The organism is Methyloceanibacter sp. (assembly GCF_050726195.1).
Lineage (GTDB): Bacteria > Pseudomonadota > Alphaproteobacteria > Rhizobiales > Methyloligellaceae > Methyloceanibacter.
This window is the reverse complement of record NZ_JBOHJC010000016.1, coordinates 67,088-80,174: the sequence shown is the minus strand read 5'-3', so window position 1 is coordinate 80,174 and position 13,087 is coordinate 67,088. Positions and strand designations below refer to the sequence as shown.

The following is a 13,087-nucleotide window of genomic DNA, read 5'->3' as shown; positions in this document are numbered from 1 at the left end:
AAGCTAAGCATCGCGACTGCGAAACACATCCAGGCGGCGGCGGTCCCGCTTGGTCGGGCGCTTGCCAAGCCGCGAGAGCGCCCCAGGGTTCTCCGGCATGGCAACCTTTGGCGTGAGATCTTCGTAGAGGGCTTGCGCCACGCTCGGCGATCCGCGCCGGTCGGCCATGCCGAGGACGCGCACCACCGACAGGCGCCCGAGATTGGCGGCGGTCACCACGTCGCCGTCATGAACGAGCCGGCTCGGCTTCAGCACACGTTCGCCGTTGATGCGCACCTTGCCGTCGGCGATGAGACGCGCGGCGCCGGAACGGGTCTTGGTGAGCCGCGCGCACCACAGCCACTTGTCGAGGCGCTGCTCGAGCATGGATCGGGCGTCAGCCTTGCTCTGGCCGGCGGCGGGCGGCGAGCGCGTCGCGCAGCTCCTTCAGCGCGGCGAAGGGCGAATGCTCGGAAACCGTGTCCGCCCGGTCGCGCCGCGTTTGCCCCTTGCCTTGGTTTTGAGCGCGCGGGGGGCGCTTGGCCGACTTGGGCCGATCCTTGTGGGCCGGCTTGGCATTGGGCCGGTTGGCATGGCGAGCCTCTTTGCGCCTGCCTGGGCGCCAGATCTCGTCGAAGGCGGGCTCGGACGCCTGGGGCGGCTCGACCTCATCGCTCACCGCCTCGTCGCCGGCGCCCGCTGCCTGGGCCATGGTCTCGGCAGGCCGGCCCGCGCCGTTGCCGCCCTCCAACCGCCGGCGTTCGAGCCTGAACCCCAGCGCGCGGAGGATCGAGGCGAACTCATCGCCCGAGCAACCGACCATGGACATGAGTTCAGGCACGGCGCGAAAGCCGCCGTCGCCGGTCGCGCCTGCCGGCGCCGACGCGCCGTCCCCGGACGTGCGCCAGGTGACCCGAGCGCGGATGAGATCGGAAAGCCGCTCCAGCATGTCGATCCGCACGGCGCGGTTCCCGGCGACATGGAAGCCGGCGGCGCGCCAATAGGGCTCGGGAATCGACTTGTCCGCGGGCACCGAGGTCAGGCCTTGCCGCGGCCTATCGGGGAGTCCGTCAGCGCCAAGGCCGTGAGCCTCGCCTCCATGAAGCGCCCAGAGCAAGAGCAGGAGTTCTGCCGCGGCAGGCTTGAGCAGCGCCGGGAAGTAGAGATTGAACGCGCCGAAGCGAACGCCGTACTTGCGGAGCTGGGATCGGGCGGTTTGGTCGAGCGCCTTGATCTCCGCCGAGGCGGTCTCGCGGCGGAGCACGCCGAGATTCTCGATCAACCTGAAAGCGAGACCACGGGACAGACCGGTGAGATCCGATGCTTGGCTGAGCGCGACCAGCGGCTTGAGTTTTTCCTCAAGATGAGCGGCGAGCCACGCATCGAGACGGCTCATAACGCGTTCCGCGTCGGGTGGGGCAAGATGCTCGTCGGCAAGGAGTTGTAGCCGGGGCTTCAGCGCCGTCTCGCCCCGCTCGAGGCGGCCAATATCCGATCCCCGCCACACGATTCGCCCGTTGGGACTAAGGGTGATGGCCGCGTCAGGGGCGAAAGCGAGCGCCTCGGCGCGGGCGGCAAGCTCGCTCGCCAGCACCTTGGCGGCGGCGTGGCGCGCGGCCCTGCCATGAATGCCATCGCCCGAAGTGTCAGGCGTGAAGCGGAAGCCGTCGAGGCGGCCGACATAGTGGTTCTCGACCAGGATCCGGCCGTCAGGGCTGATCTCGGCCATCATCTCCTCCTTGTCGCGCAGCCGGCGCATGAGCACGCTGGTGCGGCGGTCGACGAAGCGCTGCGTGAGACGCTCGTGCAGGGCGTCCGACAGCGTATCCTCGATTGCGCGTGTGCGCTCCTGCCAATGCTGCGGATCGTGCAGCCATTGCGGCCGGTGGGAGACGAAGGTCCAGGTGCGAATCTGCGCGAGCCGGTTCGACAAGGTATCGAGGTCGCCGTCGGTGCGGTCGGCGAGCGCCACCTGATGAGCGAACCAGTCCTCCGGGATCTTGCCTTCGTCGCTCATGACGAAGCGATAGAGAGTCGCGGCGAGTTCGGCGTGGCTGATTGCCGAGATCTTGCGGTAGTCGGGGATCTGGCACATCTCCCAGAGAAGGCCGACTGCCGCAGGCGCCCGCGCCAAGTCGCGCACGGCCTCGTCCTGGCTGACATTCTCAAGCGCGATGACGTCGTCGACCATGCGGGAGCGGGTAAGGCGCCGATGGTTCGGCGTCTCCCGCAAACTGTCCTTGAGGGCCTCGATCGAGCCGAAATCGAGCTTGCGATTGCGCCATTGCAACACGCCGACCTGATCGAAGCTGTGACTTTCCAGCCGGTCGACGATTTCGGGCTCGAAGGGCGCCACCTGGCCGGTCACGCCGAAGGTGCCGTCGTTCATGTGGCGCCCGGCGCGGCCGGCAATCTGGCCGATCTCCGCCGGGGTCAGATTGCGGTGCGTCTGGCCATCGAATTTGCGGATGCCGGCAAACGCCACATGGTCAAGATCGAGGTTGAGACCCATGCCGATGGCGTCGGTCGCCACGAGAAAGTCGACGTCGCCGTTCTGGTAAAGCTCAACTTGCGCGTTGCGGGTGCGCGGGCTGAGCGCGCCGAGCACGACCGCGGCGCCGCCGCGCTGCCGCCGCACCAGCTCGGCGATGGCGTAGACGTCGTTGACTGAGAACGCGACGATGGCCGAGCGGCGCGGCAGACGCGTGATCTTCTTGTCGCCGGCATAGCTCAGTTTCGATAGGCGCGGCCGCGAAACGAGATGGGCGCCCGGGAGCAGCTCGCGAATGGCGTCGCGCATGGTCGCGGCGCCGAGTAACAAGGTCTCCTCGAGCCCGCGCGCATGGAACAGACGATCGGTGAACACATGGCCGCGCTCGGCGTCGGCGGCGAGCTGGATCTCGTCCACGGCGAGGAAGTCGGCCTCGAGGTCGAGCGGCATGGCCTCGACCGTGCAGACATAGAAGCGCGGAGAGGGTGGCTTGATCTTCTCCTCGCCGGTAATGAGGGCGACCTGGGCCTGTCCCATGCGGGCGACAATCTTGTCGTAGACCTCGCGCGCCAAAAGCCTGAGCGGGAGGCCGATCACGCCCACTTCGTGGGCGAGCATCCGCTCGATGGCCAGGTGGGTCTTGCCTGTATTGGTCGGCCCGAGGACGGCGGTGACGCCGCGCCCCTTGGCGAGGTCTGTGGATTGCGGGGAAAAGGACCGGGTCATACTACGCAGTTCTCGGCGTCACTCTCGTCCGCGCGGAACGGGGGAAGAACGAACATCGTCCGAATCGCTGACTCCGCCCATTCGGATTTCGTTCCGCTTCAAAATGGCACACGGGCCTTAAGCCGATGCGGGCCCGCGCGTATGGCGACTCCAACTCTATATCTCGATTTCGCGTCGCGGCGCGCCACTAACCTCGCAGGGTCGCAAGGGGAACGTAGCGAGGACGAATCAGGGGAGCGTAAATTTTCGGCATCCGTTCCCTACGACATGTTGGGTTTTGGCGCTTTCGCGTTAACACTTGGTGCCTGCGGCGTCTTTGCGCTAATCGGCGCTCGCACGCCGCGCGCCTGCCACCTGGATCGATGTGACGACGGCGGAGCCATAGCCCACCGGCGTCGGCAGGACAATCCGATAGGGCACGTACATGTCTGTCCCCTTGACCGGGATCAGCCAAACCTCGATCTCGTTGGTTTGCGACATGAGCTTGATGCCCGGATTGTCAGGCTGATGACCGGCGATAGGAATGAACTTCACGCCGCAGATGACCGCGGGTCCGGAGTAGGCGGTAGGCGCCTTGTTCTGAACCATCACGGCCTTCTTCGGCTTGAGTACGAGATCGAACCGCTGTCTGCCGTCGAACACCGGTAGCATTTGATTGCAGACGCCGAGGTCGCCGTTCGGGTTCTGCGAGCGCGCAGTCAGGAAGGCGCCGCTCATGGGGTCGATCACGCCTTCGAGTTGCTCGCGCGTCACGGGAATGGTGCGCGGGATTGGGCGCCTATTGGGCTCAATGGAGACTTGCTGGACGGCACCGTCGCCAAAAATCATGCGCAGCCGCTCGCCTCTGTTGCCGCCGTTCGAATAGCTGAACGCGTAGGTGGCCGGCTCGGGGCGGCCGTCGCCGGTCACGCGGCCGACGCTCGAGGTGACGCCGCGCCACTCGTAGATGATCCCCTCCAGAATGGTGAAGCGACCCTCGCCGCGCATCTGATAGCCGTCGCCGCTGAAGGTCGTCGTGACGCGGAAGTTGCCGAGATTGAGTTTGCCGAGGTTGACCTGGTAATTGGCGATGATACGGCTCGCCGGGGCGCTTGCGGTCTCGGCAAGCGCCTGCTTATGCTCGAACGTGCCGCCGAGCCCCAGGGTCAGGGCGCCCACAGCCACCAGGCTCAAGCAATGTCGCGCTGCCCACATGACTCCCGACCTCTAGCAAGACGAACCCCCGCCGGACCCCTCCGCCTGGCCCGCGAATGTCCAGGTATTTAGCGGATTCGTCAATTCGGAGCATAGGCCCAAATCTAGGCGGTGCCTTGACCGAATAGGGCCGTCCCCGTATATCTCGCCACCCTGGCTGCCGCGCTTGTGGATAGTCACGAGCCGCAACCGGCTTTCACCGATGTTGTAAGAAGGACAAAGGACCATGGCCCGTCGCTGCGAGCTGTCCGGCAAAGCCGTGCTCACCGGCAACAATGTGAGCCATGCCAAGCGCAGAACCAAGCGCCGTTTTCTGCCGAATCTATGCAACGTGACCCTGCAAAGCGATGCGCTCAAGAAGCGCGTCCGGCTTACCGTTTCAGCGCACGCGCTGCGCTCGGTGGAGCACCGCGGCGGCCTCGATGCCTATCTATTGAAGGCGGGCGACGACGAGTTGTCGTTGAAGGCGCGCCGGCTCAAGCGCGAGGTCGCCAAGGCGACCGAGGCCCAGGCCGCTTCCTAACCGCTCATTGAGCGCCGGGGGCCGCCAGCACCGGACCGTCCGGCAATGAGAACTGCATGATCAAAGTGCGCTGAAGCGCGCTGAAATTGTCGTCCGCCATGAGGGTGAGAATGGTCTCGCCGGAGGCGGCGCGGTGGACGGCGATCGCCTCCATGTTGTCGATGTTGAGATTGTCCTCGGCCTCCAGCAGGACTTCGCCCTCGATCAGCGCACCGCGCTTCAGTTCGCTCGCCGCGATGCGGCGGATGCGCATCTTCACCCCTTCGCTATAGCGGAAGCGGCGCTCTAGGAGCACAAGCCCGCCATCCGGCAAGCTCGCTGCATCGGTGATGTCGAAGCCGCCGAGGCGCCGTACCGTGATCACGCCGGGGGTGGAACCGCCCAAGAACCAGCCTTGCAGATTGCCGTTCTTGTCGGTGAGACCCTCGGAAAATGCAACGAGCGTGCCCGCGAGCCTGCCTGAGCGGACCAGCGCGATGGCTTCGATGCCGCGATTTCGGTCCATGCGGCCTGCCTCTTTCGGCAGGGGAACGGCGCGGTCCGGCGGGCCGAAGCTCTTCATCGTGAAGGGGTAGCGCAAGATCCGATGGTCGCGCTCGAAGGAGACGAAGGCCGCGCCGCTCTTCGGATCGCCGGAAGCGAGCGCCAGGCCTTCGGAATCGCGCTCGCTGTCGCCACGGAGTGGCCGGCCGTCTTTGCCGAGGATCGGTCCGATCACCACGTCGTCAAGTGCCTTCAGCTTGCGGCCGTCGTAGTCGAGGGTCGCCCGCATCCAGGTGCCGGCGTCGGAGACGGCAAGGAGCGTCGTACCTGAGGGATCGAGCGCGATACCGGAATAGCCGCCGAAATGGCGCGACTTGCCGAACAGGTTGAGTCCGCCCCGGAAGGTGAGGTTGCCGAATGCGGTGCGTTCAGGCCGATCGCGATCGAAGGCGATGGGAATGGCGGAGACCTTGGTGGCGAGCGGACCGCTCAGCACCTCCGCCGGCTTGTCGGCGAGCGCCGGCAGGACAACGAGGCCAATGCCGACGAGGCATGCGGAGGCGAGGATGAGCGCCGGCCTAGCCATCAGAGGCACGCTAATGGAGCTTCCGCCGCTTGGCGCGCGCCGCCGTCGGCACCGTGCGGTGCAGCTGACGCCAAGCGAGATCCTCGTCGAACAACTCCGCCAGTTTCTCGGTCATGACGCCTGCGAGCTCCTCCGCGTCGGTCACGGTGACGGCACGCCGGTAATAGCGGGTGACGTCGTGGCCGATGCCGATGGCCAGAAGCTCGACGGGCGAGCGGGTCTCGATTTCTTGGATCACCTGGCGAAGATGGCGCTCCAAATATGACCCGGAGTTGACCGACAGGGTCGAATCGTCGACCGGCGCGCCGTCGGAGATCATCATCAGGATGCGCCGCTGTTCGGGCCGGCCGAGCAGGCGGTTGTGCGCCCAGGCGAGCGCCTCGCCGTCGATATTCTCTTTCAGCAGGCCCTCGCGCATCATCAGCCCGAGATTGCGGCGCGAGCGCCGCCACGGCGCATCGGCCGATTTGTAGACGATATGGCGAAGGTCGTTGAGGCGGCCGGGGAGCGGCGGCTTCATGGCGTTGAGCCATTCCTCGCGGGCGTGCCCGCCCTTCCACGCACGGGTGGTGAAGCCGAGGATCTCGACCTTCACGCCGCAGCGTTCGAGCGTGCGGGCGAGGATGTCGGCGCAGCAGGCGGCGACCATGATGGGCCGGCCGCGCATGGAGCCGGAATTGTCGATCAGCAAGGTCACCACGGTGTCGCGGAACTCGGTATCGCGCTCCTGCTTGAAGGTGAGGGGGTGCATAGGGTCGACGATGACGCGGGCGAGGCGCGCCGCGTCGAGCATGCCTTCGTCGAGGTCGAAGTCCCAGCCGCGGTTCTGCTGGGCGAGGAGGCGCCGCTGCAGCCGGTTGGCTAGGCGCGCTACGGCGCCGTGCAGAGCCTGGAGCTGCTTGTCGAGAAAGGCGCGCAGCCGGTCTAGCTCGTCCGGATCGCACAGCTCCTCGGCGGCGACGATCTCGTCATAGGCGCGGGTGAACACCTTGTAGCCGAACGCCTCGGGGTCATCGAGCACCGACGTGTTGGGACGCCACGGCTCGGAGCGCCGGGGCAGGTCGGCGGACTCGGCGTCGCGGTCGAGCAGGTCGGTCGCGCCGTCCTCCTGCTCGTCCAGCGTCTCCCGGGAGGGGTCGTCCTGCTCGGCCCGCGCCTCCGAGGCAAGCTCGGCGCGGTCCTTGCCGTCGGCGCTGTCGTCTTGGTCGTCGGCGGCGTCGGCATCGGTCTCGCTGTCTTGAGTGGAGTCGCTCTCCTCCTCGCCCTGCTCGAGCTGATCGGCGAGGTTGAGTGCGGCGAGAAGATCGCGGGCGAGGCGGCCGTAGGCCTCCTGGTCCATGACCGAGTCGGGCATGCGGTCGAGCACGCTGCGCGCACGATCCTCGATCCACGGACGCCACAGATTGACCAGTGCGCGCGCCTTGGCCGGCGGGCTCGAGCCCGTCAGGCGTTCGCGCACGAGAAGGGCAAGCGCATCCGACAGCGGCGCCTCGGAGCGCTCTGTCGCCTCGTTGATCCGGGTGCGCGCATAGCGTTGCTCCACGCGGGCCGTGAGATTGGCGGCGACGCCTTCCATGCGCGTGGCGCCGATCGCCTCGACCCGGGCCTGCTCGATCGCCTCGAACACGGCGCGCGCGTCGCCCCCGGACGGCGCGAGCTTCCGGTGCAGGCCGTCGTCGTGGCAGGCCACGGCGAGCGCCGCGGCGTCGGCGTGGCCGCGGATCACGGCGATCTCGTCCCTGGTAGGCACGCGGGAAGGCTCGGGCACGCGCGCCGTCTTGCCGGTAAGGCCGGGCGGCTCGGTGGTGAACACCACTTCGACGCCGCCGTCGGCGGCGATGGAGCGAGTGGTCAAGGTCAGCGCGCGCTTGAACGGATCGAGGGGCGCCTCTTTCCGTCTGGTCAAAGTCATGGGATCAACTCAAGGCCACGTTGGCCGTCGATTGCGGCAAGTCCTTGCCGAAGCAGCGCTGATAGAACTCGGCGATCAGGCCGCGCTCCAGCTCGTCGCATTTGTTGAGGAAGGACAGCGCGAAGGCCGTGCCGATGTCGCCGAAAATCTCCGCGTTCTCGGCCCAGGTGATCACCGTGCGCGGGCTCATCACCGTGGATAGGTCGCCATTCATGAACGCGTTGCGCGTCAGCTCGGCGACGCGCACCATGTTCGACACGATTTTCCGGCCTTCCTCGGTGTTCCACGCCTTGGCCTTGGCAAGCACGATGTCCACCTCGTCGTCGTGGGGCAGATAGTTGAGGGTGACGACGATGGACCAGCGGTCCATCTGGCCCTGGTTGATCTGCTGGGTGCCGTGATAAAGGCCGCTCGTGTCGCCGAGGCCGATCGTGTTGGTGGTGGCGAACAGTCGGAAAGAAGGATGCGGGCGGATCACCTTCGACTGGTCGAGCAGGGTGAGCTTGCCGGAGACCTCCAGTACCCGCTGGATGACGAACATCACGTCTGGGCGGCCGGCGTCGTACTCGTCGAAGCAGAGCGCCGTGTTGGACTGGAGCGCATAAGGCAGGATGCCCTCGCGGAACTCGGTCACCTGCATCCCGTCCTTGATGACGATGGCGTCCTTGCCAACGAGGTCGATGCGGCTCACATGGCTGTCGAGATTGATGCGCATGCACGGCCAGTTGAGCCTGGCCGCGACCTGCTCGATATGGGTCGACTTGCCGGTGCCGTGATAGCCCTGGATCATCACCCGGCGGTTGTGCTTGAAGCCGGCGAGGATGGCGAGCGTTACTTCCTTGTTGAACTGGTAGTCGGGATCCACGTCGGGCACGTGCGCGTCCACCTGGGAGTAGGCGGGCACTTCGAGGTCGGTGTCGATGCCGAAAACCTGGCGCACGGATACCGACATATCCGGCAAACCTGCGCCGTTGTGAGTTGCAAGTGTCATGATCGATGAAGGCCTATGTGTCGCGTCTCGATAGGGGCTCGCGCACGGCAAAGCCCTGATTCTGCAAGGGGCTGGCCCAGCGACTTATGCAAGCCCCGCCTGCCTCAGATAGTTATAGGCTTGGATGACTTCGCGCAACTTGTCCTCCGAGCCGCGGTCGCCCTTGTTGTGGTCCGGATGGAGGCGCTTAACCAATTCCTTGAAGCGCGCCTTGATGTCGGCCTGGGTAGCGTTGTCGTCAAGGTTGAGCTGCCGAAGACTTTTGCGCTCCAGCCGCTTGAGCGGGCGGCGCGCCGGAGCGCCCGGGGTATCGCCGCCAGGGGCGCCGTCACCGAACAGGCCGAAGGGATCGTGGGTGGCGAAGCGATGGGCGTAGCCGCCGCGCCGCCCTCGATTTCGCGCCACGCGATTGCGCGCCCAGGAATTCACGCCGACGAACCAGGTCGGGCGATGGCCGGTGGCATCGCTCTTCTGGTGCTTGACGACCTCCTCGTCGGGCAGCCCGGAAAAGTAATTGTAGCCTTTGTTGTACGCGCGCACGTGGTCGAGGCAGTAGCGATAGTACTGCCCTTCCAGACCGCGGCCCTTGGGTGCGGGGTAGAGGCCGGGCTCCAAGCAGCCCTGCCACTCGCATTTCGGGCAGGCGTCGCGTAAGAGACGGTTCTCGTCGGGCTTGACCCGCAGGCGGTCGAAGAACTTGGAGTCGAGCTTCATGGAATCCGCATTATGGGAAGCTACATTCGTCACAACAAGCATGGCTCCACGATGACAAAAGCGATAATCTGGCGGGTTGCGTCCCGGCCGTTGATGCCACGTGAGGGCCCTCCGGTATGAGCGTCGAGCATTCGATCAGAGAAAAGTTGACGCGAGCCTTCTCCCCCGAAGCGCTCGACGTGGTGAACGAATCCCACCACCACGCCGGCCACGCCGGCTCGCCCGGCACGGGCGAAAGCCATTTCCGCATTAAAGTGGTGTCGGCGGCGTTCGCCGGCAAGTCTCGGGTCGAGCGGCATCGCATGGTCAACGCTGTGCTGGCCGAGGAGCTTTCCGGCAAGATCCACGCACTCGCCGTGACGGCGCTCACGCCGGGGGAGAGTGCGTAGGCCTAGCCCGCCGTGCTCGCTGTCGGCACCGTGCGCAGGGCCTTGTCCAGCGGCGTCACGCGCAAGGACGTGATGCGGTTGCGGTGCCGGCGCAACACCTCGAAGCGGAAGCCGTGAAAGGTGAAGGCCTGGCCGGGATTGGGGATGGTCTGGGCTTCGTGGATCACGAGCCCCGCCACCGTCGTCGCCTCCGCGTCGGGCAGATCCCAGTCCATGAGGCGGTTCACGTCGCGTATCGGGACGAGCCCGTCGACGACCAGCGAGCCGTCGGGTTGCGGCTTGGCCAGCGCGGCGGCAATGTCGGTCTCGTCGGTAATGTCGCCGACGATCTCCTCGATGATGTCCTCCAGCGTGACAAGGCCCATCACCTCGCCGTACTCGTCGACCACGATGGCGAAGTGCGCCTTGCGCTTGAGGAAGGCGTTGAGCTGGTCCTTCAAAGTCGTCGAGTCGGGCACGAACCAGGGTGGCGCCGCAAGCGACATGATGTCGAGCTTCGCAAGGTCGCCGCGTGTATCGCGCAAGGCGCGCAGCAGCTGCTTGGCGTGCAGGATGCCGACGATCTCCTCGCGCTCGCCGCGCCACAGCGGTAGCCGCGTGTGCGGGCTCTTCAATGCGGCATCGACGATCTCGCCGATAGGAAGGTCGATGTCGATGGCATCCATGTTGGTCCGGTGCACCATGATATCGGACACGGTGAGCTCGCGCAGGTCGAGCACGCCGCCCAGCATGTCGCGGTCGAGCTTCACCACGCCGCCTTCCTTATGGTGCAGCTCGATGGCGCCCCTGATCTCCTCATGCGCCGCCAGCACGTCGGCGTCCTCGCTGATCTCGGCGCCGAACAGCCGAAGGATGCGGCGCACCAGGAACTGCATGGCGCGGGTGATGGGGGCGAACACCGCCACCACCACGCGGACGATGGGCACGACGGCAAGTGCCATGCGGTCGGCGTTGACGATAGCGTAGGTCTTGGGCAGAACCTCGGCGAACAGCACGACGATCACCGTCATCACCACGGTGGCATAGACCACGCCGGCCTCGCCGAACAGGCTGAGGAACAGGCTGGTGGCGAGCGCAGAGGCGGCGATATTGACGAGATTGTTGCCGAGCAGGAGCGCGCCGATCAGCCGGTCGCGTGCGGCGAGCAGGCGGTTCACCAGGCGCGCGCGCTTGTTGTCATCTTCCTCGAGCGCATGCATGCGCGCGCGCGACGCCGCCGTCAGCGCCGTCTCCGAGCCGGAGAAGAAGGCCGAGAGGATCAAAAGACCGACGATGGCGCCAAGGGTGATGCCTATGCCGACGGTCATCGCCCGGCACACTCCATTTTGAGGAACTCGGTCAGGCGTCCCATGTCGACGTCGCTCTCGACGAAGGCCGCGCCGACCCCGCGCGCGAGCACCAGCGCGAGCCTACCGCCCATCACCTTTTTATCCTGAGCCATCAGCCGCAGCAGCTCGCCGGCGGAGGGCGCATCGCCCGGAATGTCGGCGACCCGGGTCGGCAGCCCCACGGCGCGGAAATGCGCGTCGATCCGGGCGGCGTCTTCGGCGGGGCAGAGGCCTTGCTCCACGGAGTAGGTGAAGGCGAGCCGCATGCCGATGGCGATGGCCTCGCCGTGCAACAAGCGGTCGGAATAGCCGGCAAAGGCCTCCAGCGCATGGCCGAAGGTGTGGCCGAGATTGAGCAGCGCTCGGGTGCCGCTCTCCTCCCGCTCGTCGGCCTCGACGATCTTCGCCTTGGCGCGGGCGCTCGTTTCCACCGCATGGCGGCGCTTGCCGTCTTTTCCGGAGAACACGTCGGCCCAATTCACCTCGAGCCAGGCGAAGAAGGGGGCATCGCCGAGAAGTCCGTACTTCGCCACCTCTGCGTAGCCCGCGCGGAACTCCCGAGGGGACAAGGTGGACAGCACGGCGGTGTCGGCGAGCACGAGGCTCGGCTGGTGGAACGTGCCGATCAAGTTCTTGCCCTGCTTGGTGTCGATGCCGGTCTTGCCGCCGATGGCCGAGTCCACTTGGGCGAGCAAGGTCGTCGGCATTTGCACCACGCGCACGCCGCGCCGCAGGATGGATGCGGCAAAGCCGGCGAGATCGCCGACCACTCCGCCACCGAAGGCAATCACGCAATCGCCGCGCTCGACGCCGAGCTCGAGCAGGGTCTCGCAAAGCTTCTCAAGCACCGGGAAGCTCTTGCTCGTCTCGCCGGGGGCCACCACCGCCGACCCTAGGAAGATCCCATCTTGTTCGAGGCTTGCTTTGAGCGGCGCCAGGTGGAGCCTTGCGACATTCGCGTCGCTCACTACGGCGCAGCGGGCGCGCGGCAAGGCGGCGGCGATGCGTCTCCCGGCCGATGCAATGAGGCCTTCGCCGATGACGATGGCGTAGCTCCGCCCGGCAAGCGCCACCTCGACAGTAGTCTCGCTCGCGCCTCCGGCGGGCGCGATCGCGCCGTCGCGCATCATCGCACCTTCTTGCGTCTTGGGGACGCCTTGGCAATGCCCGGCTTGGCGTCGCAGCCGAGCTTCGCCCCGAGCGCGTCGATCACCGCGCCGACGATCACGTCATGGGGAACGTCACGGCTCTCGACGGTAATGTCAGCCTTGGCGTAGATGGGACCACGCTCGGTCATCAGCTTCTTCATCACCGTCTCGGGATCCCTGACCGCAAGCAGCGGCCGGTGATCGCGCCGGTGCACGCGCTTCAACAGAACCCGCACGTCCGCATTGAGCCAGATCGAAATGCCGCGCGCCTTGATACACGCTCTGGTCTGGGCATTCATGAATGCGCCGCCGCCAGTGGCCAGCACCTGTGGCCCGCCTTCCAGGAGGCGGGCGATCACCTTGCGCTCGCCCTCGCGGAAATAGGCCTCGCCATGCTCGGCGAAGATTTCCGAGATGGTTTGGTCCGCCGCCTGCTCGATCTCGCCGTCGGCGTCGATGAAAGGCAGGTCGAGCCGGCTCGCCAGTCGCCTGCCGACGGCCGTCTTGCCGGCCCCCATCAGCCCGATCAGCACGACAGAGCGCGGGCCCAAGGACTGGCGGATTTGCGCCAGCAGCCCTTCGCGGTCGTCTTTCCTATGTTCGGCCAAGGTTAGGGTCATCGT

Annotated in this window: 12 protein-coding genes; 2 read left to right on the top strand and 10 right to left on the bottom strand. The window is 66.3% G+C overall.

The window, feature by feature from the left end:
* Window positions 1-3 precede the first annotated feature (3 nt).
* From ACRECX_RS12090 to ACRECX_RS12080, 3 genes are all read right to left on the bottom strand, one after another.
* Complete coding sequence (locus ACRECX_RS12090; protein WP_431559084.1) at window positions 4-366, bottom strand: RNA-binding S4 domain-containing protein; 363 nt, start codon at window positions 364-366, stop codon at window positions 4-6.
* Between the two features lie 10 nt (window positions 367-376).
* Window positions 377-3,196, bottom strand: coding sequence for a helicase-related protein (locus ACRECX_RS12085; protein ID WP_431559083.1), 2,820 nt, complete (start codon window positions 3,194-3,196; stop codon window positions 377-379).
* A gap of 321 nt (window positions 3,197-3,517) precedes the next feature.
* Window positions 3,518-4,390 carry a DUF3108 domain-containing protein gene (locus ACRECX_RS12080; protein ID WP_431559082.1) on the bottom strand — a complete coding sequence of 291 codons (873 nt, stop codon included), beginning with the start codon at window positions 4,388-4,390 and terminating at the stop codon, window positions 3,518-3,520.
* Window positions 4,391-4,616: 226 nt separating this feature from the next.
* On the opposite strand from ACRECX_RS12080, the gene rpmB reads away from it, so the two are divergent.
* Window positions 4,617-4,913 carry a 50S ribosomal protein L28 gene (rpmB, locus tag ACRECX_RS12075; RefSeq protein WP_431559081.1) on the top strand — a complete coding sequence of 99 codons (297 nt, stop codon included), beginning with the start codon at window positions 4,617-4,619 and terminating at the stop codon, window positions 4,911-4,913.
* A gap of 4 nt (window positions 4,914-4,917) precedes the next feature.
* Here rpmB and ACRECX_RS12070 read toward each other — a convergent pair whose 3' ends face one another.
* The 4 genes from ACRECX_RS12070 to ACRECX_RS12055 all read right to left on the bottom strand — a co-directional run bounded on the left by ACRECX_RS12070 (window position 4,918) and on the right by ACRECX_RS12055 (window position 9,599).
* Complete coding sequence (locus ACRECX_RS12070; RefSeq protein ID WP_431559080.1) at window positions 4,918-5,982, bottom strand: esterase-like activity of phytase family protein; 1,065 nt, start codon at window positions 5,980-5,982, stop codon at window positions 4,918-4,920.
* 10 nt (window positions 5,983-5,992) lie between these two features.
* On the bottom strand, window positions 5,993-7,894 hold the full coding sequence (gene cobT, locus ACRECX_RS12065; RefSeq protein ID WP_431559079.1) for a cobaltochelatase subunit CobT: 1,902 nt from the start codon (window positions 7,892-7,894) through the stop codon (window positions 5,993-5,995).
* Between the two features lie 4 nt (window positions 7,895-7,898).
* Window positions 7,899-8,885 carry a cobaltochelatase subunit CobS gene (gene cobS, locus ACRECX_RS12060; protein WP_431559078.1) on the bottom strand — a complete coding sequence of 329 codons (987 nt, stop codon included), beginning with the start codon at window positions 8,883-8,885 and terminating at the stop codon, window positions 7,899-7,901.
* Window positions 8,886-8,969: 84 nt separating this feature from the next.
* Window positions 8,970-9,599 carry a J domain-containing protein gene (locus ACRECX_RS12055; protein ID WP_431559077.1) on the bottom strand — a complete coding sequence of 210 codons (630 nt, stop codon included), beginning with the start codon at window positions 9,597-9,599 and terminating at the stop codon, window positions 8,970-8,972.
* Window positions 9,600-9,715: 116 nt separating this feature from the next.
* On the opposite strand from ACRECX_RS12055, the gene ACRECX_RS12050 reads away from it, so the two are divergent.
* Complete coding sequence (locus tag ACRECX_RS12050) at window positions 9,716-9,988, top strand: BolA family protein (protein ID WP_431559076.1); 273 nt, start codon at window positions 9,716-9,718, stop codon at window positions 9,986-9,988.
* Between the two features lie 2 nt (window positions 9,989-9,990).
* On the opposite strand, the gene ACRECX_RS12045 is transcribed toward ACRECX_RS12050, so the two are convergent.
* The 3 genes from ACRECX_RS12045 to ACRECX_RS12035 are packed head-to-tail and all read right to left on the bottom strand — an operon-like array spanning window position 9,991 to window position 13,072.
* Window positions 9,991-11,295, bottom strand: coding sequence for an HlyC/CorC family transporter (locus ACRECX_RS12045; protein ID WP_431559075.1), 1,305 nt, complete (start codon window positions 11,293-11,295; stop codon window positions 9,991-9,993).
* Complete coding sequence (gene aroB / locus ACRECX_RS12040; protein WP_431559100.1) at window positions 11,292-12,443, bottom strand: 3-dehydroquinate synthase; 1,152 nt, start codon at window positions 12,441-12,443, stop codon at window positions 11,292-11,294. The genes ACRECX_RS12045 and aroB overlap by 4 nt, the downstream gene beginning before the upstream one ends.
* Complete coding sequence (locus tag ACRECX_RS12035; RefSeq protein ID WP_431559074.1) at window positions 12,443-13,072, bottom strand: shikimate kinase; 630 nt, start codon at window positions 13,070-13,072, stop codon at window positions 12,443-12,445. Before ACRECX_RS12035 ends, aroB begins: the two co-directional genes overlap by 1 nt.
* Between the last annotated feature and the right edge of the window lie 15 nt (window positions 13,073-13,087).